The sequence below is a fragment of the Undibacterium sp. Tian12W genome (assembly GCF_049339405.1).
Lineage (GTDB): Bacteria > Pseudomonadota > Gammaproteobacteria > Burkholderiales > Burkholderiaceae_D > Undibacterium.
Genome location: NZ_JBMPPK010000040.1, coordinates 1 through 24328, shown reverse-complemented (window position 1 = coordinate 24328; position 24328 = coordinate 1). Strand labels below are relative to the sequence as shown.

Genomic DNA, 24328 nt, shown 5'->3' with positions numbered 1-24328 from the left:
AACCTGCCAAGCTCATTATTGGCGCTATGATGAGAAAGTTGATACATGTCGCTTTGGGGGTGTTGAAGTCCGGAAAGCCATTCGATGCTAGCTTGCATTTAGCTTGACTGGAATAACAGTATCTACGTCCCTGAAGCAAACTCACCCTTGTTGCTGGCGGTATAAAAACTGTTGGCTATGCGCACCACCGCTGGTGGCAAGCCGCGTGCTGTCATCACGGCAGCCATTGTCGTGGCAGAGACCAGTTCGCGGCGCACGGGGTTACCCAGCTCGCTAACGATAGCGGCGAGGTCAGCAAAATTCATGGCTTCATTCCCCATCAGCGGTGGAGTCGGCCCGTCAAAGCCAGCCTAATCTACCGCAGACAAATGCGCCGACTGTAAACAATATCACTGCAATGACGCCTGCAAAATATACTCTCTTTTCCATCACGCTCATTTTCTTCCACGTTTCTTCGTCAGGTCCACCGGGATTAATGATATTTCTCCTATTTTTTTCCAATATTTGTCATCTGTAAGCGATAGTTCAACGGGGACGCGCCATAAGCTAATTTTCCAGATTCAGTTATCCAAATTCAAATGCTGTGTCACCACCGTACTAATGCGTAATCGCAAATGTAACATTGAACCGTCTCAATAACATGTCATGCCTTGGAAAATGTATCATTGAAGTATTGGAATTTTCAGTCTCAGCAGTTGGCAAACGCTGACTAGATACAGCAGTCGCTGTCGGGGGCCGTGAGTTCGAATCTCACCGTTTTCAGATGATTTTTTAATCTGGTATTTTGACGCTGCATGTTCTCCGTGGCAGCGGGACGGGCTTGCCTCAGGAGATGGGCAAGCAAGGGAAGTGTTAACTGCTTCCCTCGCATCCTCGCGTCAAGTCAAAGAGACAAGCTACAAGCACAACGCAAAACTTACTGCGGCAGCTGTAGCTTTGCCGCAATCAGTGACCGCATGCTTTGCGGCTTGCGGCCTAGCAGACGCTCCAGTGTGGTATCTGTCGAAGCAAACTCGCCCTTGTTGCTGGCCGTATAAAAACTGCTGGCAATGCGCACCACCGCTGGCGGCAAGCCGCGAGCTGTCATTACAGCAGCCATTGCCGTGGCCGAAACCAGTTCGCGGCGCACGGGTTTACCCAATGCACTGGCGATAGCGGCGAGGTCAGCAAAATCCATGGCCTCATTCCCCACCAGCGGTGGAGTAGGCCCATCAAAGCTGCCTTCATCTGCCAGGATGACTGCTGCCGCCTCTGCCAGATCAGCATGGCTGGCCCAGGATACCTTGCCATCTGCGGGCGCTTCAAGCACGCCAGACTGTACGGCATTGACCACCTGCTGCACCGCCCATGATGCGTAAAAGCCATTGCGCAAAGCTGTCCACGGCACACCACTTTCTTTCAGCATTTGTTCGGTGGCTACATGTGTGTGCATGGGTTCAAATGCCGACAAAGGGCTGGTCGCCATATGCGAGGTATATACGATGCGGCGGGCACCTGCCTCTTTCGCGGCGTTGATCGCTGCCTGATGCAGCACCAGCGGATCAGCTCCATGTGCCTGCGCGCCCGAAGAAACCAGCAGTACTTGTGTGGCGCCTGCAAAGGCGTGCTGTAGTGTTTCTGGCTGGCTGAAGTCGCCCTGGCGCACCCGCACACCACGCTCGGCCAGCGCGCTAGCCTTGTTGGTATCGCGCACGCTGACACCAATGCGCTCTGCCGGAATACGCTCCAATAGTTTTTGCACGATAAAATTGCCTAAATTTCCTGTGGCACCAGTGATAATGATCATGATAAATCCTTAATTTCCAATGTTAACAAATTTACGTTATCATTGATAATATTCTGGTGCAAGCGATAAATTCAAATTGATGGAGCAGCTGTATGACAAAAGAAGAGCGCACGCCAGACGGCGACGCCGCCAGAGAACGGATACTCGAAGCCGCCGCACAGATCATCCGCAGCCAGGGCGCAGAAGCCGCAACCACGCGGGCAGTAGCCACCGCAGCATCTATGCAGCCCCCTACTATTTACCGCCTGATTGGCGATAAAGACGCCTTGCTGGACGCCGTTGCCGAGTATGAGCTAGCCAGATATGTGGTGGCAAAAAGCAAAGAAAAAACACAGGCCGACCCTGTCGAAGCCCTGCGCCACGGCTGGGACAGGCACGTCGAATTCGGCCTCGCCAACCCTGCAATTTTCCGCATCATGAGCAGCAAGCTGCAATCCCCGGCCGCCGCCGCTGGCCTCAATGCATTAAGACAGCGCATCCATGCGATAGCCCTGGCAGGGCGACTGCGCGGCAGCGAAGAAAGAGCCACCGCCATGCTGCACGCCGCCTGCACAGGCACGGTGATGAGCCTGTTAGCGGCAGGGGAGGGGAGCTATCCCTGTCTGTCACAAGAAACCAGAGACGTCATGCTGGCAGCCATTACGACATCGTCAGTTCAGGTAACAGATGACAGCCCGGGCAGTGCCGCAAGTGCGCTGAGGGCCAGGCTCAAAGATATCGCTGTGCTTAGCGCGGGTGAGCGGGGCTTGATGGATGAATTGTTGTTGAGGGTTAGTGAGGGGAGAACAGCGAAAGCAGAGTGATCAGGAATCCAAAGGATGACATGTGTACGATTAGGCAGCGTTAATCGTACATGAGTCCCTTGCACAATTATTTTTACAGGCTCGATAATTCTCTAAACAGTTCGTTGCTCTGCAAAACCTGCAATAATTTTTGGGCGAGCTTGAACCACAACTCTATAGCCTTCGAAACTTTCAGGGACTTGAATCCTCTTAATGTAATCCGGCGAAACCATTACATGCATTGTTACATCATCCCCTTGATGATAGGGCAAAATAGATACTGCACCTACTGGTAAAGCTAAAAAGCGCAGTAATTCTTTTGCAGCATCGCGCGGGGAATGTTTAGACATGATGGTTATTGTGCAATCTTACGTTAAATGCATTCAAAATCGGCTTAAGTGGCAAAATATAGCTATGTGTGCCATCGCCAGCGAAAATCAAACCAACCCCGTATTTCACATTGTTAAGCGTAGTCGTAACTAATGATCCTGAATCGCCAGAAAGTGAAAAAGGTTCGCCGATACCTTCCACGACAAAAACATCGTTAAAGTAAGCAACGTGATTTCCCTGACCATGCACATTGTAGCCTACTGGGCTGGCCCCCACTATTTGTGCTATTACGGTTCCTGATGTATGTCCAGTTGTTCTACCAACTTTCTGAACTAAATAGCCTGCTAAAAGATCTATACAATCTGCTGGAGTATCGTAGGCTTGTCCTTGCATTGAAGATAGCCAATTTGAATCAGTGAGTTGAATTAAAGCTGCATCATTATTATTGTCGATATCAACGTTATCAGGAGAACCAAAGCCAAGGTTCAATGCGATTTTGTGGTGCCCGATGGTAAAAGGATTAATACCATTTGCCTCAACATCAATATGACCCGGCGCTAATATTTTTTCTCCAATTTGAGCATAATTGGACATACCGGACACATGATTGTTAGATAGTCCGAAAATTTCACCATCGGGTGCAATTACTAGTGCGCCTAAAGTGCCAGCACCAATTGCTCTGACCGGATGAATTGAGCTACCACAAGTATATTTTTCGTTGAAAATATTATAAGGCTCTTTAGTGACCCCACTATTGGGAACACTAGCAGACGCAACGCCACCATGCAAATATTTAATTTTTATCTCTTCATTGTACTCGGTAGGTAATGTCTTTAATTGCGCAGTCGTAAGTTTTAGTCTTGTGAAAACCAAGACTTCATTTGCGGCGTCATTAAATCCAACCGCAGAAATTGCTTTTATTCGGAGGGCCTGCTCGTTAGCTGCTGTTATTCTCAGTGAATCGTAGAGTTCATCCTTGTCGTCATCAGAGATTATTTCTGACGGCAATACTTCTCCCATAAGTCTGTTTTCAACAGCCCAAGATTTAAAGATTTTTGCTACTTCGCTGGCTCTAGTCATTGCTATGCTCCAATATTTTGTTTTTCAGTCTAAACATATGTCAGACTAATCATATAGTGGGTTATTTTGTTAGAAAATTTTCAAAAATGATAATGACTGTTATATCTTGTTGTTTCTACACAGCTTTATAGCGCTGTTAGACTTCTTTTTCGAAATTTTGATCCTAATCCTTATATTCGCTCTGTAGCTTTATCCTGACATTTCAAGTAAGCGCATTATCAGCATTACCCGGATAGCAGACCCTGATCATCAAAACCTCCCTCCGTTTGACCCATATCAATAAAAACAACAATTACCTTTACAGCAACTCCGCGTAAAATATATAATCACAATCATTCTCATTTGCATTTATCAGTCCATTCTGGACAAACTCACGGATTTAACGATGTTATTCACTTCAGGTGTCCTGAAAAGGACTATCGCAGTATTTTCTTTTTCCCAAAAAATACCTCATGCGGCTGTTGCCGGATTGATGTTGAGCCTGGCTGCCTGTGGCGGCGGGGGCGGCAGTAGTCCTGCATCGGGTGGCTCGGCGGCTGTGCCGGACGCGGGCATGAGTGCGGCGGCGCGGGTGGGGGAGAAGATATTCAAGGATGTGAGCCTGTCTGCTTCTGGCAAGATGTCTTGTGCGACTTGCCATGATGCGGACAATGCGCATGCACCGAAGAATGATCTGGCGGTGCAACTGGGTGGGCCCAACCTGGATGTGCCGGGTACGCGGGCGGTGCCGTCTTTGCGTTATCTGGAACAGAATCCGGCTTTCTTCTTTGCAGCTGATGGCACGCCTACTGGCGGTTTTACCCGCGACGGCAAGGCCAATACCCTGGCGCAGCAGGCAGAGACACCTTTTCTGGCGGCGCATGAGATGGCCAATAAAGACCGGGCCGATGTGGTCGCCAAGTTGCAAAGAGCCAGCTATGTGAATGAGTTCAAGACGGCCTTTGGCGCAACGGTGTTTGACAATGCCGACACGGCGTTTGAACGCATTTTGTTCTCGCTGCAGCAATATCAAAAAGAGGATAACGATTTTCATCCTTATGATTCTAAGTATGACCAGTTTCTTGCTGGCCGCGCCAAACTCAGCGATGCCGAGTTGCGTGGGCTTGCGCTGTTCAATAATCCCATCAAGGGCAATTGCGCGGCCTGTCATCTGAGTGTCAAGGGGGCGAATGGTGCGCCGCCTTTGTTCACTGACTTTACTTACGATAATCTCGGCGTGCCGCGCAATATGGATATTGCGGCCAATGCTGATCCTGCTTTCTTTGATCTTGGCCTGTGCGGCCCTGACCGTACTGACCTGGCAAACCGCAGTGCGCTGTGCGGTGCTTTCAAGGTGCCTACGCTGCGCAATGTGGCTACGCGCAAGGTATTTTTCCACAACGGCAAATTCAAGAGCCTGCGCGATGCGGTGAATTTTTATGTGCGCCGCGATACCAATCCTGAAGAGTGGTTCCCTTATGGTGCAGATGGCAACCCGGTCAAGTTCAATGACTTGCCTGCGCTGTATGCCGCCAATGTGAATACGACAGAAGTGCCGTACAACCGCCAGCGTGGCATGGCTGCTGCCCTGACTTCTGATGAAGTGGATGATGTCGTGAAGTTTTTGGCGACATTGAATGACGGCTACAAGCCTTGATCCACAAAATCTTCATCACAAAAAAATTAGAGAATTTAGAAAAACTGGAATGACATCATGAAAAAAAATATCTTCACCAAAGCTGCCAAAGTCACCATCGCAGCCCTGATCACTGGCCTGTTCGCCGTACCTGTACATGCAGGTGAAGCCGAACTGCTGCAAAAAATAGAAAAGCTGGCTGCCGAGCTCGAAGCCATCAAGTCTGAGCTGGCCGCAACGCGCAAGAAGACAGAAGTGGTAGAGCAAAAGCAGGAAGTGATGATCAGCAATGCGGCCAAGGCGCAGGCACCGGGCGCGATTGCACCGCTGGCCTCAGCACCAGTTAATGACAGCGTCAGGGTAGCACCACAAACGGCACAAACCGTCATCAGCAGCTATGGCGAAATCAATTACACCCGCCCGCGTGAAGCCAGCAACCAGGCGCAGACGGATGTGGGCCGTGCCGTGATCGGTATCGCCCATCGCTTCAATGAAAAAACCAAGATGGTCGCCGAGTTTGAATGGGAGCATGCAATTGCCTCCAAGGGTGACGATGGTGAGGCAGCAGTCGAGCAACTGTATGTCGAACATGAAATCAAACCTGGCCTGTCTGGCAAGGCGGGTCTGTTCCTGATCCCTGCGGGCTTTTTGAACACCAGCCATGAGCCAACCGCTTACTATGGTGTGCACCGCAATTTTGTAGAAACCGCGATCATCCCTTCTACCTGGCGTGAAGTGGGCCTGGGCTTGTCTGGCTCGCATGACAATGGCCTGAGCTGGGACCTGGGCTTGACCACAGGCTTTAACCTCACCAAGTGGGATGCCAGCTCTGGCGATGGCCGCGAATCACCTCTCGGTGCCATCCATCAGGAAGGCCAGTTTGCCAAATCGCGTGACCTGAGCGTGCATGGTGCCGTTAACTGGCGCGGTGTGCCTGGCCTGCTGCTCGGTGGTTCTGTATTCACCGGCAAGATAGGCCATGCGACGACAGACTTTGCTGCCAATGATGCTCGGCTTACGCTGTGGGATTTGCATGCCCGCTACAACCCTGGCAAGCTCGACCTGACAGCCCTGTATGCACGCGGCACCATCAGCAATACGGGTGATCTGAACCTGACCTTTGTTGGCCAGCCTAATCCTGTACCGTCTGCGTTTGCAGGCTGGTATGTGCAGGGCGCTTACCAGTTGTGGAAGAATGAAGACTATAGCCTGACACCTTTCCTGCGCTATGAGCAGTTCAATACGGCCAAGTCGTATGCCTTTGTCCCGCTGGGCCTGGGTGTAGATGCCAGCCCGGATGAAAAAGTCATGACCTTTGGTGCCAGCTTCAAGATCGGTGAAGGCGTGGTCCTGAAGGCTGACTACCAGAAGTTCAAACAGGACAGCAGCCGTGACCGCTTCAACCTCGGTGCTGGTTACTCATTCTAAGATGCACTCTGCAATGTGCATTATCATGTGCACATGAATGAACTCTTGAAGATATATTGATGAACCGGCTTGTTCCCTTATCCTTGCTCGCTGTCGCCGGTGTGGCTGGCGTCAGCGGCAGCGCCTTTGCCACGCAATACCTGACGGTGGAGCAGGCGCAGGCGGCGATTTTTCCTGAAGCCAGCAGCTTCAAGCCTGTGCCGCTGCAACTCGATGCGGCACAGATGAAGCAGGTAGAAAAACTCTCTGGCCTGCCAGCCCGTTCGGTGAACTGGCGCGCTGTTGCTGCCTTTAAAGACGACAAACTGCTCGGCCATGTGGTCTTCGATGAAGTCATCGGCAAGTTTGAACTGATCTCATATGCAGTCGGTTTGCAGGCAGATGCCAGCGTGCGCCAGGTGGAGATTTTGGCTTACCGCGAAAGCCACGGTTTTGAGATACGCAATGCCAACTGGCGCAAGCAGTTTGTCGGCAAAACTGCGGCCAGCGGCCTGGCGATAGGTGAGGGCATTGCCAACATCAGCGGCGCGACCTTGTCTTGCAACCATGTCACCGATGGTGTGCGGCGCATTGCTGCAATTGCCCAGGTCACTCTCAAAAAATGAAACGCCGCGCCCAGCCCGCCCTGGGCACGCTGGTGGAAATCAGTATTGCTGATGCAGTGGATGGCTCAGTTGATCATGTACTTGATGATGCGCAAATACAGGCCGCATTCCACGCAGGCTTTGCTGTCATCCATGCCATCCACAATCTCATGAGCTTTCACTCGCCTGACAGTGAGATCAGCCGTTATAACCGCGCCGCTGTCGGTAGCGTTCTTGATATTCACCCGCACACCGCCGCCGTATTGGCTGCTGCCAGGGATGTATATCTGCATTCTGATGGCTTGTTCGATGTGCGCGTTGCCAGGCAATTGGTGGCCTGGGATTTTTTGCCTGCGCCCACGACAACCGCGGTCGATGCGCACGAGCTCATGGGTGAGATGTACAGCCTGCCATTTGCCACGCAAATCTATAAACATGCAGACGATTGGCTCGATGTCGGTGGCATCGCCAAGGGCTATGCCGTTGATTGTGCCATCGCCGCCTTGCAAGCTTGCGGTGTGCAGCATGCCTGCGTGAATGCCGGTGGTGATGTGCGCGTGCTGGGGCAGGCCCAGACTGTGTATATCCGTGACCCGCAAGATCCGCAGCGCATGGCAGGGCAGGTACAACTGACGGATAAGGCGATGGCGACCTCGGCCAGTTATTTCTCACAGAAAAGCGTTTCACGCAAAAGCGTCTCACGCAAAGATGTCGCAGGCGGCATGCGCAGTGCCTTGCTGCATCCGGCGACAGGGCAGAGCATAGTCGATGCGCACAGCTATACCGTCATGGCGCCCAACTGTTTGTGGGCAGATGCCTTGACCAAGGTCGTTGCCGCCAGCGGCGATGCACAACACCCATGTTTGCGCCTGTATGAGGCAGAAGCTTTTATAATCTGAGTCTGAATCAAGTTACTCATTTTTCATGCGCACCCAAAAACACAGCCTGCACCGTCGTCCGCTGCCAAACGCCGCTGTTCAGCAATTCAAGCTGGAAACCTGGCACAAGTACTCGCTGTATGCGCTGGTCGCGGCCCTGTTTGCCAGCGGCCTGGTCTGGCTGCTGGCACGCTATTTTTTGCGGGTGACCGGTGAATATGGCGAGAGCATACACCCGCTGGAGCACTGGGCCATGCAAGCCCATGGTGCCCTTATCATCCCTTTGAGTTTTCTGGCGGGTGGCCTGCTGTTCCAGCACATGCGCCGTGCTCACCGTGCACTGCGCAACCGTTACAGCGGCTGGAGCATGCTGGCAACACTGCTGTGGCTGGCACTGACAGGCTATGCCCTGTATTACTTTGCCAGTGAAAGCCTGCGCCCCTACTGGTCTGCCGCGCACTGGATAGTCGGCCTGGCCTTGCCGCTGCTGCTGTGGCTGCATATACGTCTGGGGCGGCGTCTGTCGGCCTAGTTGGCTTTTGAGCAGTGTGCTGATATGCGCTAATGGTCGCCGTGATCGTGCAATGAATCCGTCAATATAGTTGCCTAAAGCAAATACATTCAAATGTGGTAACATGTTTGCAATTTGGCATTTTTGTGCCGTCGCCTGAACAGGTAGCGCACTGGCCAGTTTGTCTGCTTGTTCACTTACCACGTTTATTCATGATCATATCCAAAGCTGTTAGCTCTTCCCGTTCCGGCATTTCATTTCGCGCTTCCCTGAGCTGTCTCATCACCGCAGCCATACTCACGGCCTGTGGCGGTGGTGGTAGTGCAGCGCCTGCTGCCACTTCTACTGGTACGACCGGCGGCACCACAGGTAATACGACAGGTACCTCCGGCACCAATACAGGCACCAACACAGGCACCTCGGGCACAGGCACAATTGCCCTGCTTGCCGGTAATGCGGGTGGTCCTGGTGCTGTTGATGGCACGGGGACAAACGCACGCTTCAGTGACCTCAATGGCATCACGCTCGATACCAGCGGCAATATCTATGTCGGTGACGACAAGCGCGTGCGCAAGATAACGCCAGCAGGCGTGGTCACGAGCTTTGCAGGGGGCGAATTTGGTTATGCAGAAGGTAGCGGCAGCAGTGTCAAATTCTTCAGGGCACAGCACATGGCAAGCGATGCCGCAGGCAATATCTATGTACTTGACCCTTACGCCTGCGTGGTACGTAAACTGACACCCGCTGCCGTCTCATCAACGCTGGCTGGCAGTCTTTGTTCTGCCGCGATGGCAGATGGGCAGGGCAGCGCTGCCAGCTTTGCCATGCTCTCAGGCATGACCATAGACAGCGCAGGCAACCTGTATATCGCTGATGAGCACACCATACGCAAGCTGACACCGGCAGGCATGGTCACGACCATCGCAGGCAAACCCGGGGTCAGTGCGGCAGATGATGGACAGGGTGCCAATGCCCGTTTTTTCTGGCCGTCTGGCCTGGCGACCGATACTGCAGGCAATGTCTATATTGCAGACAGTTACAACCACAGCATACGCAAGATGACACCGGCAGGCGCGGTCACCACCGTCGCTGGCCGTGCCGGTGAGACCGGCAGCGTCGATGGCACAGTCGCTGTGTCCCGTTTCAATACACCGCGTGCAGTGTCTGTTGATACGGCAGGCAATATCTATGTGGCTGACAGCTTCAACAGCGTCATCCGCAAGATCACACAGGCAGGCATGGTCAGCACCGTGGCCGGTAGCAGCGAGCAAGTGGGGATAGACGATGGCACCGGTGCAGCCGCCAGATTTGCCAAGCCTGTGGCCATCGCCAGTGACAGCGCGGGCAATCTGTATGTAGCAGATGCAGGCAATTTCAACGTACGCAAAATCAATGCAGCCGGTGTGGTCACGACATTGGCGGGTGCCATTAACGTCAGGTATGCCCTTGATGGCGTAGGCACAGCTGCCGGATTTTATGCGCCTGGCAATCTGGCCGCAGACATCAACGGCAATTTTTACCTCAATGATTATATGTCTGGCAAACACATCGTGCGCAAGGTCACAGCGGCAGGCGTGGTCAGCACCATAGCGGGTCTGGCTGCCAATTTTGACCAGATCGGTGGCCTCGCGACAGACGTCAATAGCAATGTTTATGTCGCCGATACCGTAGGCACCATCCGCCAGATCAACCCCGCCGGTGTGATCACGCCAGTGGCGGGTGTGGAGAAGAAGTATGGCCTGGTCGATGGCAAGGGCAGCGATGCCAGGTTCAAATCACCAAATGGCATCGTCAATATGGGGAATGGCGACATGCTGGTGGCTGACATGGTCAACCAGGCCATACGCAAAGTCACGGCTGCTGGCCAGGTCAGCACCTATGCCAGCATCCCGCTGACGCAGGCAGCCAGCTTCAAGCCTTTTGGTGAGGGACGTGGAATGCCTTATCTATCCAATGGCATGGCGATGGACAGCAGTGGCAATCTCTATGTGGCAGACGGTGGCAGCCATGTGATCTTCAAGGTTTCCAGCGCAGGCGTCAGCAGTATTTTTGCCGGTGTCGAACATCAACCTGGCAGTGCCGATGGCACAGGCACCGCCGCCCGTTTCAACCGCCCGCAAGGCATGACTATCGATACCAAGGGTAATTTATATGTGGCTGATACCGACAACCATACCGTACGCAAAATCACCCCGGCAGGCGTGGTCACGACCCTGATCGGCACCGCCGGCCAGGAAGGCTTTACCACCGGCCCCTTGCCAGGCGTATTGTCAAAACCGCAGTCTGTGGTATTCAGCAATGATGCCCTGTACATCACGACCTACCAGGGCGTAGTGGTGGCGCGTAATTTTTGATTTTCAGTATTTGAAGAATGCCGGATACCTGATACCGGCTACGCTTCCAGCCGGTATCTACAGCCGTCTCGCAGGGCGCATTGTAATGCGCCCTGCAGTGCGGTCAATCAAGGTCTGGCATCAGTATGCATGTCTTGCCCTTGAATGAAATGCGTTCAGCGAATGCGCCCGTTCGAAATGACGTTCACATTCCTAATCTGCTGAGTGCCTTGATTGCCAAATCCTGCTTTTGAGCTGCAGCCAGTTTATATAAGCGCACAGCCTCGCTTTCATCTTTTGTCAGGCCTCCCAGCCCTGACTCATACATGCGGCCAAGATTAAACTGGCCCATGGCCTGCCCCTGGCTCATCGCCAAACGATACCAACGCGCAGCTTCGCTCTCGTCCTTGGACAAGCCACCACGTCCGGATTGGTACATGGCCCCCATATTGTTCTGTGCCGTTGCATTGCCCTGATCTGCAGCCAAGCGATACAAGCGTACGGCTTCTGCATCATCTTTGGGCAGGCCTCCTAGTCCATTGGCGTACATGGTGCCAAGATTTACCTGGCCCATGCTGAACCCCTGGTTGGCTGCCAGGCGATACCAGCGCACAGCTTCAACTGCATCTTTATTCAAGCCACCGCGACCATGGTGATACATGGTACCCAGGTTATTCTGCGCCTGCGCATTGCCACGGTCAGCGGCCAGGCGATATAAACGCAGGGCTTCTGCTTCGTCCTTGGCAACTCCCCCCAGCCCCAATTCAAACATGACACCCAGATTGGCCTGACCTGTCCCTATCCCCAGACTCGCAGCTAAACGATATAAACGGACAGCTTCAACCTCGTCTTTGGGCAATCCTCCACGCCCGGATTGGTACATGGCTCCCAGATTAGCTTCGGCTAAACCAAATCCCTGATTGGCGGCCAGACGATACAGGCGCACAGCCTCTGTATCATCCTTGTTCAAGCCTCCTCTGCCGTTTGAATACATGGCTCCAAGGCTAGTCTGTGCCATTGCATTGCCCTGGTCAGTAGCCAGGCGATATAAACGGACGGCCTCGCGCTCGTCTTTGGCAAGCCCGCCTCTGCCAAGTTCATATAACTGGCCGAGATTGGTTTGTGCGTAGGCATTTCCGCGAGTGATGGCAAGACGATACCAGCGAACTGCTTCTGCCTCATCTCTCGGGAGCCCACCTTTGCCAGCCGAATACATGCGCCCCAAATTGTTTTGTCCATTCGAGTTTCCCAGTTCGGCGCTTTCACGGTAATAGCGAACAGCTTCTTCAAAACGTCCTGCTCTTTCTGCTGCGCCACCGAGGTCATCCTTTTCGGCGGCATTTTTTGCCAGCGCATTCGGGTCTGGGGTGGGCGCTTTTGGTGCAGGGGGCGTTGCGGGCTCATTTGTGCCTGCGGGTTTTTTAGCAGGAGCAGAGGCAATGATCAAGACAACAGATGGCTCGATTTTTGAAACGAGGTCACTGAATGGCAGCACTTTGCTTTTTTTGCTGGACAGTTGAATCTGCTCAGAGACATTGATATCCGTTTCAATCAACTCCATCAGATAATTTGACTTGACTGCGTAATTGACCGCTTCTGGCAATTGCGATACCGTTTTCAGTGCAGCAGTTGCACTTAATTTTGCCACCACGACACCGATGATGGCACCGTCGCGATTGATAAGCGGGCCGCCCGAATTGCCAGGTTGCACCGGGACTGAGATTTGAAAATTATTCGGCTCATCCTGTATTCCAGAAAGACTGCTGATGCTGCCCTCTGTCAATTTGGACGCCAGCCCCTGCAATTGTATGTTTGGAAAACCGAGCGTAAAGACCGCATCCCCTTTTCTGACAGAAGAAGATCTGCTCAAAGGCAATCCCACGGATTGCGCATCTATTTTAAGCAGGGCCAGGTCATTGGCGACATCACTCCGTATGATTTGCGCCGGCAGCGTCTTGCCCCTGAAATCTCTGACCAGGAGCTCAGATGCGCCGCGTATTACATGAAAATTGGTCGCGATATAACCATTGTTGGTAATGAAGAATCCAGTTCCCGTAGATGTTTGTGCAAAGCCCGCCATGGGGAACAAGAACAGAAAAGGTAAATAACGTACAAGATAAAAAATCTTCACTGTTGCCTCGCCACTCATCAGATTCCGCGCCATATTCCAAGACCTATTCCAAGACCGATACCAAGACATACACAGCCCCTTTTGCCAAACAAAAAGATAAGCAATTATAAGCTGTTGGAAATACCGCCAACGCAGTAATTTCAGCAATTCCCACACATCACACCATGCCGTACCTTGCAATTTGGCTTTACAAGATGGCGAGTGTGCATGGCCGGCAAGCCATACACTTCGCAAATCTGTCAAGCGCCGCAAAAAACGCCCGCCAGGCCCGGACATTTTTTCCCTCAGCCCAACAATCATTGATAAAATGCGCCCTGTTTTGCGCGATGGGTTTGCATATTGCTTGCCAGTAATTTTGCTCCCTGTCGCCATTCACACACTCGCATTAAAAAACCATAAAACTGATACGTCCATCTACGCATGTGCACCTGCAAGGCCATGCGTGCAGGTTTGTATTCACATACAACAAAAAGCCCGTGCACCGTTATTGATGCATGCGCGGGCACGTTACCCCGGGAAGGTTTGCACCATGTTTCGTTTTTTATCCATGCTTCTGGTACTTGGCGTTGTGGCCAAGGTTGTCTATACGATGAACAAGGGCGACATCAAGACAATATCCGATGATGTGGAGATTAAAGCTCAATTTGACAAAGTGCAGCAAAAATTGCCGATGACGCTGGAGAACGGTATCCGCATCGACAGGGCAGAGTACGTCGACCGCGTGGCCCGCTTGTATGCCACAGAAGCATTCAAGTTTGAGGCGACTGACAGTCAGAAAGAGAAATTCAAAAAAGAGATGATCGCGTCCTATTGCAAAGGGAATATGCAGCCGTTTTATAAAGCCAAGGCCAGGGTAGAATACAACTTTAAAACGCAACCACATTCACTCAATGACCTCTCCAGCGAAACCTGGAAAGTGATGCTGGAACCTGCTGATTGCAGGTGATACTACGCTATTGCTTGTAGAGCACGTAGGTACGATTAGCAAAGCGCAATCGCCCGCCGGGCTGAAAATGTATGTATATCAGACCTGACTTCGCGCCCGCAAAAGCCTCTTAGAAAGAATACTAGATGAAAAAATTTCTAATCACTTGCAGCACGCTGCTTGCCACGTCGGTCAGTCTGCCTGCTTTCGCGGAAGACCCCTTGGGCGATTGGACAGGTTTAATAGAAGGTCAGATTCGTCTGAATATTTTCTTCACTAAAACACAAGCTGGACAATACGAAGTCGCTATCGTCAGTCCTGACGATGGCAACGAAACCGTCAAAGCTGACAAAGTAGAGGCCGGTGAAAATTTCATCCGTTTTAGCATTGCGAAGCACAATTCCAACTACGAAGCGAAATGGGACGAGACACAAAAAGCATGGCTCGGCACTTGGACACAGGGACAGCAAGCCAAACTTAAGCTTACGCGTTTAGACGCCAAAGCCTTGGCGGCACAAGTGAAAAAGCGCCCACAGGAAGAAGCAATAGCAAAAAGCCCGCGTAACTACTCGAGTACAGATGTGAGTTTTCAAAATGCAAAAGCCAAGATAAGTTTGGCTGGCACATTGACGCTACCGCAAGGAAAAGGCCCATTTACCGCAGTCGTTTTGGTGCATGGATCAGGTCCCAATGATAGAGATGAAACCATTTTCGACCATAAACTTTTTCTGGTATTGGCAGATCATTTAAGCACACAAGGGATCGCGGTGCTGCGCTACGATAAACGCGGCATCGCAGCATCGAAAGGCGACTACAAAAGTGCTACGACCTTTGACTTTGCCGACGATGCCCAAGCAGCAGTCGATTATCTGCGCACCCGCTCTGAAATCAATCAGGACAAACTGGGAATGATAGGGCATTCCGAGGGTGGTCTGATTGCGCCCATGCTGGCAGCAAACGATCCCAAACTGAAATTTATCGTGTTAATGGCAGGTCCTGGCGTACGCACCGATGCCTTATTGCTGGAACAGGGGCGACTACTTGGACTTGCCAATGGTGAGAGCCAAACCGAAGTCGATAAAACTCAGAAAGTATTTCGTGAGGCCTATGCCATTATTAATTCTGGCGCAGACGACAAGACGATCAGCGAGCAATTGAAAGCGCATTTCGACCAAGCGGAAAAAAACGGTGATCTGGCCAAGGGGGCAGGAGCAAAACATTTAAGCAGATTGGAAAGACCTTGGAATAGAACATTTATCAAATACGATCCTGCACCGACCTTGGCGAAAGTGACGCAAGCAACACTGGTTTTGAATGGCGAACTGGATCTACAAGTTCCCGCTAAAATGAATCTCGATGGAATTCGGGTGAGTATGAAAGCGAACAAAAACGTCGTGATCAAAGAATTGCCTAAACTCAATCATCTGTTCCAAACCGCGACCACCGGTTCATCGGCTGAATACGGAAAAATCGACGAAACTTTGTCGCCTATAGCCTTAGACGCTATGTCTGGTTGGATCTTACAACAATAAATTTAACCCGTGTAGATACTGTGCTCTATGCCAAAGGCTTAAGCACCCGGGAAATCGTCGATGCTTTCGAGGAAATGCATGACGCCGATGTGTCAACCACTCTGGTCTCCAAAGTCACAACCGGTGCTGGAACAAATTACCCAGCCCGCGTAACTACTATTAGCCGCGCGTAATCGTAGCTAGGTCCTGATGCTCAGGCGTTGTTATTTGCCAGCTTGGTAAGGAAGCGTTTCATATGCGGGTCAGTACGCTCAAGTGGAACTTCGTCGAACGGAAACCAGCGTGCATCCCTAAACTCACCCTCCTCACCCTCGTCAAATTTGAAGCTGTGGTGACGGCTGGCGCGTACTACGTACCATAGCGAAACGTCCGTATGTCCGGCCGTGAGCCCAACAGTCGTCGTGATGGTCAAGAATAGAGGTGGCTCTATGGGATGTGATGCTACAAAACCGAGTTCCTCTTCCAATTCACGATCGACTGTGACACGCGGGTGTTCTCCTGGCTCAACATGGCCACCTGGTGGAAGCCACAACTGCGCATTCCTGTGATCGACCAGCAGGATATACCCGTCATCTACAACGACAACATAGGACACAAGATGCATGGGCGGCGTGGCTGGCTTTGCTACGCGACACAAATCAGTTCCAGAGTCTATCCATGCAAGGCAACGATAAATATCATCACGCTCGATGGCGTCGAGAGGCGTGATAGAAATAATTTCATCCCGGATTTGCTTGCGCATAGTAGCCTTGGTTTGTAGTCCGCGTAGGTACGATTAGCAGCGCGTAATCGTACGCATGATATGTCTGAGAAATTACAGTCTTTCAAAGACTGAGTATAATGAAAATACCTTCTCAATGAGATGTCGTTCCCCGGAAAAGTAATACATAAAAATTGCAATCTTAACGACTGGCAAACGCTGACATGCGTACGATTACGCTTGCGCTAATCGTGCCTGCGTTCTGTATTGCTCATAGCGACGGCACGTTCATTGCCGTCATGGGCGGTTCTGGTTTTTCCAGCAGGGCAGTGACAGCCTTCACAAACGCATCCTTGTCTGGCACTGGCCCGAGGCCGTAATTGCTGCGGCAGCCATCCTGTATGCCGGTCAGCATGGTGAAGGCTTTGCCGCCACGCGGCATGATGCTGTATTCAAGGCTGAAGGTCTGGTAGCCTGAATCCTGGCCGTTTGAGACGATGGCCATGAAATGGGCTTCTCCTCTGGCGATGGCCGTGGGCATCTGTATTGTGATCAGCTCTTTGCCGGATGGGGTTGTGTCTGTATATACGGCGATGCCGCGGCAGGGTACGATCTTGTTGGCGTCGCTGATATTGCTTTTGCCAAAATTAACCCAGATGCGGGTGAAGATGGCCGTGCCATCCTGCTTGAGGCTGGCAACAAAACCGGCAGCACCTTCACCCTGCAACAGGCGTGGCAAGACCACGCGGGTCATGGTCCAGTGGTGTTCGCGGCTTTCCTGTTCGCTGCTGTTGCTGGCTTCTCCATCTTCAGCTTCGTCACTGACGGCGCGGATTTGCACGACATCCTTTTTCCACAATACCAGGGCATTGATTAAAAACCCCAGGGAAAAGGGTATGCTGATCCACAGGCTGATTGGTTCAAGCACTTTTTTTGGCGGGAACATGCTCTTGACAGCCATCAGCAAGAACATCAGATTCAGTAGCACCGCAAGCAGGCGCCTGAGCCTGCTGCTGCCTTCCGAGCAGGCCCTGAGAGAAACGCCTACCGGTATCATGAACATCATGATGGACAGCATGTCTGCGCTTGCATAATTGGGGCGGAACAAATACGCCAGGAAGCGGATGACGCAATATAGCACCAGCAGCAAATTGGCAAAAAAGGCGATGCTGATAAGTGGATGGTTAACGCTGACTTTTTCTGTCGTGGGCATGGGTAATTTGCTGATAAGGCCTGGTCAGGATGGGAATGTCCGGGCGTATTTTACCGGACGCACATCGCCAGAGCTACTGCGATTGCAATCTCAGTTGTTGAAGGACTCAGGATCAGCATGAGGTGAGGTGTAGGGTGCGCCGTGCGCACCGATCTGTGACGAGAGTAATATTAATTACGGCAATATCAACGACAGCAATATCAACTACAGCAAGATAATCGCATGGTGATGCATTAGTGAACTGTAACAGTGAAAATCGGAGTGCCTGCCATGCGCGCGACGATCATGGCTGCGTTGCAAATACTCGCGATAGCCCCGCTATCGCTGTGTTTTGCGTCTTGCCCTGATGCGCCGGGCGCATGTCTTTCACTCTCGATTCCACTGTTACAGTCCACTAGTGCGCACGGCGCACCCTACTCAATGACGCGATATGGCTATCGATGTTAAACCTTGACTGTACGGCGCATCCCAATTGATGGAATGCGCCGGCGCTATTTAATTCGTATGGAAAGACTCAAAAAACGCCGCAATCTTGGGTGAATCGGCCATCTCCTTTGGTGCGCCTGCTTCGATGATGTATACGGTTTTTCCAACGAGGAAAAAATCCACCTTCTTCACCGCGCCAGGGGCAGAAAGGGTAACGCTGCGTCCGGCATTGCCCTCTACCTGTATGCTGTTCTCGCTGATGACGCTGATCTTGCTCTTGCCCTGGCCAACCATGCCTGCCTTGATTGTATCCAGGAAATACGTTGGGTCGGCGGGCCTCACGGCCAGGTCAAAAGACGTGATCGCATACTGTATCTTGCCAGAGGTCACGGAATAGGTATGATTGTTGAACACACCTTCTGCCGCTGGGGCCTCCTGCTCAATGGGCGTGCCCGGCATGCTGATGGAATAGCGGTTGTCAGGCGGTGAAAACTCGGCGACCGGATCTTCTTTTGGTGGTTTGATGATTTTACCGGACACCGCAAACAGACAGGCAGTCAGCGCCAGGCTGACCAGGAAAATATTGCGCAAGTCATGGTTATCATCAGGGATTGCTTCACGCGCACCCAGAAAACCGACCTTGTAACCGTCTTGCTTGATACGGTCAGTGGCCTTGACGTTATAGGTCACCATCAGGATGATATTCACCAGCGGCACAAAAGACAGGATGAACATGAAAAGCGTCTTGACAGCCGACCAGCCAAAACCACCCGCCAGGCGGAAGAAGCCTAGCAGGCTGGAGAAGATGGTCATCAGACCCAGACAGCATAAGCCCAGTATTTCTACTCGGCTGGAGAAGTCCATACTCTTTGCCCAGGCAGCCAGGACAAAGTAGAACACGATACCCAAAATCAACAGACGCTGGCCTATGGCGAGACGGCCTACATCATGGCCGTCTGCACTCGCATATTGCACCGACGATACGCTGTCTGCCAGGGTAGTGTTGCGTGCATTGCCATTACTGCTGCCTGCACTGGCCGCCGCATTGCTTTTTGCTGAGGCAGCGCCCGCAGCCACGGGCATCACCATATCGCTGCGACTGAAAATCCAGTTATACACCGGCCGCTTGATGGTAAACACCGAAGCCTTGGCAGTAATGGCGATAGAAACCAGCATGCTGTCGGTGCGCATGCAGCAGATCAGCATATGGCTTTCTTCAGTGTCGCCAGGTTGTATGCCTTTGTATTCAGCCACGATGCCCTGGATGCGGTTGCCCCAGTTCTCGCCCTTGATGACAATGGGTTTGGCTACCTGCTTGAAGTGCGGCATCTCTTTCTCGACGATGTGCAGGCGCATGCCCACCCATTTTTCTATCGATATACCTTCGCGCGCAAAACCATTCGCTTCGAGTTTGGTGCCGGTGGCAGCGTCCAGCAAATGCAGCGAGCGGCTGTTCTTGACCTCTTTCCAGCTACCCGGCGCATAAAACTCCAGCCCCAGATGGCCATTGCGAAATTCTTTGGGATTGAGGTAGGCAATATCATGTCCGGTCAGCTCTTGCTGGCTAGGCGGCGTTGGTGATTGCGATTGTGGCGGAGCAGCAGAAGTAGGAGAAGCAGCAGAAGCAGCAGAAGCAGCAGAAGCAGAAGCAGCAGAAGCAGGCGCTGCTTTTTTGGCGATGGGACTCTCCCATTCTTCAAGACTCAATGCGCCTGCATTGACATTGATCTCAGGGAGGGGAGTAGCAGAGGTTTTCCGGTTCGGCGGGTCAAATGTCATGGGTGATCTGTGAAGCAGTTAGGCTGGGATGTCGCCGTAGCAAAGCATGGATTAGAACATTGCCGCGTGAATTGTGTCAAATTGTTTCACTGCTTTACAAAGCGACAAAATTTCCCTGTGGGAATATTGCTTGCAGGCTTAGCTGCGTGTGGGGATGGAGGAGCAGGCTGACGGCGATGCATGCAAGAAGATAATCGTAGGGCGCATTGCAGTGCGCCGCATGGGGGCGTCATGTACGGCGATGGAGATTTGCAGGAGCGGCGGCCTGATGTCAGAAGTAGGGTGCGCTGTGCGCACCGTTTGATGGTCTTGGCAATATTAATGTACGGCTATGCAGCGGTGCGCACGGCGCACCCTACTAGATTGCCATCGGTTTTTTACATGACGGCTATGGCAAAAAAAACGGCTACGCCTCCACCGCCTCCACCAGCATTTCATCCACCACCCAGGTCTGCAACCAGCCACCTATTTCACTGGCGATCTCCAGGCTATTTTCTGCCGCCTGTTCACAGACATCGGCAAAGCGCATGCCTGTACCGAGTTGGGTTAACGCCTGCGCTTCTGCTGCATTCAAGGACCTGAAATGCGCCTGCAACTTCTTGCGCCAGACTATCCAGGTTGTTGCCTGTTCTGTTGATACTGAATCGGGCGGGGCGCTGTCTTCATTCAGGGCCAGCCAGATCGCCACGCTATTCCATTGCATGGGGATGAATTGCAAAGAGCCGCTGGTGCGCAAAGCCACGGTTTCCCAGTCTTGTATGCCTGCCAGGTCAGGCAGGCTCAGGATAGCGTGATCAGGCGCATCAAAGGCCAGGCCCAGCGCCCATTCAAATTGCGCCAGCTCAGCGACTTGCGGGTGTTCGGCAAACTGCGTGCGCAACTGCTCTGCAAATGCATCACCAAACCAGCGCAGGTTGCGGTACGACGAAGGATGCGCGTCTATGTAGGTCGCACATGCCTGATAAAACATCTCATCACCAAGATATGCATGGGTTTTGCCATACGCCTCGGACAAGGCATCGCGCAGGCGCAGGCGGTAAGCCTGGTAATAAATATCCAGCCTGGCATCACGTCCCAGGCCCGGTGTCTCGGCCAGGTGCTTGTGCATGCTCAGCGCATCACGCTGGCCTAAAATAAATTGCTGGAAATCGGCTTGCAGGGTTTGCGTGGTATTCATCATCGTCACGTTTTTTTGTCAGCTTTATGCCGCGATGGCTGGTGAAAGTATGTCAGCGCAAACACGGCGTGCCTGCTCCAGTTCTGCGACCAGCTCTGCCAGCGGCGGGATATTGTCATCGCGCTCTATCATGCTCGGCACCGCACCAAAGCGGCGTATTGCCTGCGCATATAAATCCCACACCGGGTCGGCAATCGGCTGGTCATGGGTATCAACAATATGCGTGCCGTGGTCGCTATGGCCTGCGAGGTGGATTTGCTGCACGCGGCCCAGCGGTATGCCGCGCAGATAGTCCATCGCATCAAAACCATGGTTGATACTGCTGACATAGATATTATTCACGTCCAGCAAAATCATGCTGTCAGCCTGTTCTGCAATCGCGGCGACAAATTCCCATTCGGGCATGCTGTCGCTGCTGTATTGCAGATAGCTCGATACATTCTCCAGCACCAGCCTGCGCCCCAGCACATCCTGCACACGGCGCACATTGTCCGCGACCAGCGTGATGGTTTCTTCGTTATACGGTAGCGGGAACAGGTCATGCATATTCTTGCCATGTACACCCGTCCAGCAGATATGGTCAGATACCCACATCGGTTCAACCCTGTCCATCAACTTCTTCAAGTCACGCAGATAATCGTCCGACGGGCCTTCCGGTGTACCTATCGACATCGATACGCCATGCATGACGACCGGGTAATCAGCGCGTATCGCATCGAGCATCGCCAGTGGTTTACCACCGGGCACCATATAGTTTTCAGACAAAATCTCAAACCAATCGACTGCCAGCTTATCGGCCAGTATGGACAGATAATGGTCGGTACGCAAACCCAGGCCAAAGCTGGAAGAGGTGAGGGGATTTGTCATGATGAAGATATGTGGAGTGAAAACAGAAAATGCGCCAGCCTAATAATAGACTAGCGCATTTCATCGACTACGCTGGATTATTTATCCAGATCAACGATTTTGCCGCCTTTAGCCAGGCATTGACCAGCAGCAGTTGCTACAAAGCCATGGCCTTTGCAGGAATTTTGGCCTTTGCATGCGTTTTCTGCTGTTTTGCAGTCGCTAGTACCTTTGCAGCTATTGATGCCAGCACAATGTACCTTGTCACCAGCGCTGATGGTGCTTGTCGCAGCAACAGCAAAACCAGACAAAGCCAGAGTAGCGGCAGCAGCAGCGATCAGGGCGCCAGTTTGGATAGATTTTTTCATGATGTGTTCTCCGTAAAATATAAAATAAGTGAAGGTAATTAAATACTGCCAACTACTTTTGAAGCTCTATTGAAAGTTAAACCAAGTCCTTTGCTTGTCTTGCCATAAGCATCAACAAGCAGAACTTAAGCATCAGTCGGACGGATTTCAGATTACTTACACTTTTTTTTAAATATTTTTAAAAAACTTTGAAGGCATAAATCAGGATGAACAGGGTGGGCCGTGCGCAGCAATAGATGCCGAGCGTCAATATTAATCAAGAACTGAGCCGGTGCGCATGGCGCACCCTGCAAAATGCTTATGCTGCGAATCAAGGCCATCACCGTAGGGCGCATTGCAATGCGCCGCATGTATGCGTTGTGCACGGCACAGATTTTTTCCAGTGTAGGCAGCTCAGGCAGGTGCGATTGGCTCATCGTAATCACGCGCATGTCAGCAAGATTCTGTTATTCTCAAAGTCTGTTTTCTCGGGAAATTGTAGAGTAAAATCTTTTTCTTCCAGCAGATCAGAACAGGGCAGGTTTATGTTTTTCTGTAATTTTCTGGCCGAACATACGTACGATTACGCTGCGCTTGTATGGTTATAAGTGACGATTTCTGGGAAACTAGAAAGCGTCGGGGTGGAGGGACAACGCTGCGCATCTGCAGTTTTCGCTGACAGACCCGATTAGAACTCTCCCACCCCACCTCTTCAACGTCGATGAGGAATCCAGCGGTCAATAGGCCTGCCAACCAATACCGCCGATATGTGCAAGCTAACGTGAAGAAGTGGCCACCCCAACATTCTCACTTTAACGATAAGGAAGCAATCATGCAATCCCCGTTATTCATAGGTGTTGATGTGGCGAAATCTGAGGTCGTTATCGCCTGCTCTGAAAGTAGTTTCCCGGTGCGTGCTGTTCCTAATGAATTAGCTGCTTTAAAGAAATTCCTGAAACAACTGCCACCTGGCTCGTCTATTGCGATGGAAGCAACTGGCACCTATCACCAGATGCTGGCCGACCTGGCTTTCCAGATGGGCCTGCATGTTTATGTGCTCAATCCTAAAGATACCCGTCATTATGCGAAAGGGGTTGGGGCGCGAGCCAAGACTGACAACGTCGATGCCATGCTCATTGCACGTTATCTCGCCCATGAAATCAAGGAACTGCGCCGCTATGAACCAGCTACGCCGGAGCAACGCACGATGGATGAGCTGCTTAAACGCAGGGCTAAAATTGTTTCTCTAAAGACGGCTTTGCGCCTGACTTGTGATGGAGCACCATCACTGAAAGTGAAGTCAGCCAGGCTTTTAGACAGCTTTACAGAATTACTCAAACAAATCGATCAGGACATGGCCAGATTGAATAAGGATATTCCCAAGCGTGATGAACAAGTCTGCCGCCTGCAATCTATTGCAGGCGTCGGACTATTAACGAGTTCCTGGCTGGCCAATCTGTTTGACCGCGTTCGCTTCACAAACAGTGATGCTGTCGTTGCATTTGTCGGTATGGACCCACGTCCGTGTGACTCTGGTCAGAAACGTGGACGTCGGAGATTGTCCAAGCGAGGCCCTGCTGAAGGGCGCCGCTTGCTCTTTAACGCTGGTATGGCAGCAGCAAAATCAAAGGTGTGGGCACCCGTGTACCAACATTACCGTCAACTTGGCTGGCCCTCAACGGCCGCTATCATGATCATCGCACGTAAAATACTGCGGATTGCTTTTAGCTTGATCAAGAACGGCGTTGATTTTAATTGTGATCTCATCTCGATAAAAACTTGACGGGAACCATAGAATCTAATCGTACCTTGTATTATGACGCCTTCGGTAGTTATTCGTTAATATAGCTACCAACAAGTTCTTGGTAGGCATATCAAGATCGAGTGACTGGATGCCGGATCGTACCTTAGGTTTGAAACCTGCG

22 protein-coding genes and 2 pseudogenes are annotated in these 24328 nt (G+C 51.9%); 12 read left to right on the top strand and 12 right to left on the bottom strand.

The genetic code is table 11. The annotated features are described in order from the left end of the window. Positions 1-107: pseudogene (locus ACO0LI_RS29685) on the top strand (IS110 family transposase); the annotation flags it as partial. 15 nt (positions 108-122) lie between these two features. Here ACO0LI_RS29685 and ACO0LI_RS29680 read toward each other — a convergent pair. Both ACO0LI_RS29680 and ACO0LI_RS29675 read right to left on the bottom strand, forming a co-directional pair. Next, complete coding sequence (locus ACO0LI_RS29680; RefSeq protein WP_422954300.1) at positions 123-305, bottom strand: hypothetical protein; 183 nt, start codon at positions 303-305, stop codon at positions 123-125. A 611-nt stretch (positions 306-916) separates the two neighbouring features. Next, a complete protein-coding gene (locus ACO0LI_RS29675; protein ID WP_423037449.1) occupies positions 917-1786 on the bottom strand; it encodes an SDR family oxidoreductase in 870 nt (289 codons plus the stop codon). 92 nt (positions 1787-1878) lie between these two features. Here ACO0LI_RS29675 and ACO0LI_RS29670 point away from each other — a divergent pair, with 92 nt between their 5' ends. Continuing rightward, on the top strand, positions 1879-2589 hold the full coding sequence (locus ACO0LI_RS29670; protein ID WP_423037447.1) for a TetR/AcrR family transcriptional regulator: 711 nt from the start codon (positions 1879-1881) through the stop codon (positions 2587-2589). 92 nt (positions 2590-2681) lie between these two features. Here ACO0LI_RS29670 and ACO0LI_RS29665 read toward each other — a convergent pair whose 3' ends face one another. Together ACO0LI_RS29665 and ACO0LI_RS29660 are read right to left on the bottom strand one after the other, a co-directional pair. Further along, positions 2682-2918: a hypothetical protein gene (locus ACO0LI_RS29665; RefSeq protein ID WP_423037445.1), complete on the bottom strand. Its 237-nt coding sequence runs from the start codon at positions 2916-2918 to the stop codon at positions 2682-2684. Continuing rightward, on the bottom strand, positions 2911-3978 hold the full coding sequence (locus ACO0LI_RS29660) for a hypothetical protein (protein WP_423037443.1): 1068 nt from the start codon (positions 3976-3978) through the stop codon (positions 2911-2913). The genes ACO0LI_RS29665 and ACO0LI_RS29660 overlap by 8 nt, the downstream gene beginning before the upstream one ends. 385 nt (positions 3979-4363) lie before the next feature. On the opposite strand from ACO0LI_RS29660, the gene ACO0LI_RS29655 reads away from it, so the two are divergent. The 6 genes from ACO0LI_RS29655 (at position 4364) to ACO0LI_RS29630 (ending at position 11348) form a co-directional block, all read left to right on the top strand. Further along, complete coding sequence (locus ACO0LI_RS29655) at positions 4364-5614, top strand: cytochrome-c peroxidase (RefSeq protein ID WP_423037441.1); 1251 nt, start codon at positions 4364-4366, stop codon at positions 5612-5614. Between the two features lie 57 nt (positions 5615-5671). Beyond that, the gene (locus tag ACO0LI_RS29650; protein WP_423037439.1) at positions 5672-7021 is read left to right on the top strand and encodes a hypothetical protein; all 1350 of its coding nucleotides are present in this window, start codon (positions 5672-5674) and stop codon (positions 7019-7021) included. A 59-nt stretch (positions 7022-7080) separates the two neighbouring features. Continuing rightward, positions 7081-7626: an FMN-binding protein gene (locus ACO0LI_RS29645; RefSeq protein WP_423037437.1), complete on the top strand. Its 546-nt coding sequence runs from the start codon at positions 7081-7083 to the stop codon at positions 7624-7626. Beyond that, complete coding sequence (locus ACO0LI_RS29640) at positions 7623-8504, top strand: FAD:protein FMN transferase (protein ID WP_423037435.1); 882 nt, start codon at positions 7623-7625, stop codon at positions 8502-8504. The genes ACO0LI_RS29645 and ACO0LI_RS29640 overlap by 4 nt, the downstream gene beginning before the upstream one ends. A gap of 25 nt (positions 8505-8529) precedes the next feature. Further along, positions 8530-9015, top strand: a complete 486-nt coding sequence (locus ACO0LI_RS29635; protein ID WP_423037433.1) for a DUF4405 domain-containing protein — start codon at positions 8530-8532, stop codon at positions 9013-9015. Positions 9016-9206: 191 nt separating this feature from the next. Then, on the top strand, positions 9207-11348 hold the full coding sequence (locus ACO0LI_RS29630) for a hypothetical protein (RefSeq protein WP_423037431.1): 2142 nt from the start codon (positions 9207-9209) through the stop codon (positions 11346-11348). A 184-nt stretch (positions 11349-11532) separates the two neighbouring features. Here the strand turns inward: ACO0LI_RS29630 and ACO0LI_RS29625 are convergent, their stop codons facing one another. Continuing rightward, positions 11533-13491, bottom strand: coding sequence for a trypsin-like peptidase domain-containing protein (locus ACO0LI_RS29625; RefSeq protein ID WP_423037429.1), 1959 nt, complete (start codon positions 13489-13491; stop codon positions 11533-11535). 148 nt (positions 13492-13639) lie between these two features. On the opposite strand from ACO0LI_RS29625, the gene ACO0LI_RS29620 reads away from it, so the two are divergent. The 3 genes and pseudogenes from ACO0LI_RS29620 to ACO0LI_RS29610 all read left to right on the top strand — a co-directional run. Next, the gene (locus tag ACO0LI_RS29620; RefSeq protein WP_423037427.1) at positions 13640-14404 is read left to right on the top strand and encodes a hypothetical protein; all 765 of its coding nucleotides are present in this window, start codon (positions 13640-13642) and stop codon (positions 14402-14404) included. 125 nt (positions 14405-14529) lie between these two features. Next, positions 14530-15915: an alpha/beta hydrolase family protein gene (locus tag ACO0LI_RS29615; RefSeq protein ID WP_423037425.1), complete on the top strand. Its 1386-nt coding sequence runs from the start codon at positions 14530-14532 to the stop codon at positions 15913-15915. A gap of 23 nt (positions 15916-15938) precedes the next feature. Next, a pseudogene (locus tag ACO0LI_RS29610) lies at positions 15939-16034 on the top strand (transposase); the annotation flags it as partial. Positions 16035-16108: 74 nt separating this feature from the next. Here ACO0LI_RS29610 and ACO0LI_RS29605 read toward each other — a convergent pair. The 7 genes from ACO0LI_RS29605 to ACO0LI_RS29575 all read right to left on the bottom strand — a co-directional run bounded on the left by ACO0LI_RS29605 (position 16109) and on the right by ACO0LI_RS29575 (position 22855). Then, positions 16109-16552 carry an NUDIX hydrolase gene (locus tag ACO0LI_RS29605; protein ID WP_423037423.1) on the bottom strand — a complete coding sequence of 148 codons (444 nt, stop codon included), beginning with the start codon at positions 16550-16552 and terminating at the stop codon, positions 16109-16111. Between the two features lie 334 nt (positions 16553-16886). Beyond that, positions 16887-17828 (bottom strand): hypothetical protein, encoded by a 942-nt coding sequence (locus tag ACO0LI_RS29600; RefSeq protein WP_423037421.1) that lies wholly within the window; start codon positions 17826-17828, stop codon positions 16887-16889. A gap of 495 nt (positions 17829-18323) precedes the next feature. After that, on the bottom strand, positions 18324-20033 hold the full coding sequence (locus tag ACO0LI_RS29595; RefSeq protein ID WP_423037419.1) for a hypothetical protein: 1710 nt from the start codon (positions 20031-20033) through the stop codon (positions 18324-18326). A 406-nt stretch (positions 20034-20439) separates the two neighbouring features. After that, entirely contained in the window at positions 20440-21210 is a 771-nt protein-coding gene (locus ACO0LI_RS29590) for a putative DNA-binding domain-containing protein (protein ID WP_423037417.1), read from the bottom strand. A 24-nt stretch (positions 21211-21234) separates the two neighbouring features. After that, on the bottom strand, positions 21235-22077 hold the full coding sequence (locus ACO0LI_RS29585) for a DUF692 domain-containing protein (protein ID WP_423037415.1): 843 nt from the start codon (positions 22075-22077) through the stop codon (positions 21235-21237). 77 nt (positions 22078-22154) lie between these two features. Beyond that, positions 22155-22424, bottom strand: coding sequence for a hypothetical protein (locus tag ACO0LI_RS29580; protein ID WP_162042857.1), 270 nt, complete (start codon positions 22422-22424; stop codon positions 22155-22157). Between the two features lie 152 nt (positions 22425-22576). Further along, positions 22577-22855: a hypothetical protein gene (locus ACO0LI_RS29575; RefSeq protein ID WP_423037413.1), complete on the bottom strand. Its 279-nt coding sequence runs from the start codon at positions 22853-22855 to the stop codon at positions 22577-22579. Between the two features lie 380 nt (positions 22856-23235). Here ACO0LI_RS29575 and ACO0LI_RS29570 point away from each other — a divergent pair, with 380 nt between their 5' ends. Then, positions 23236-24186, top strand: a complete 951-nt coding sequence (locus ACO0LI_RS29570) for an IS110 family transposase (protein WP_423037411.1) — start codon at positions 23236-23238, stop codon at positions 24184-24186. Positions 24187-24328 lie beyond the last annotated feature (142 nt).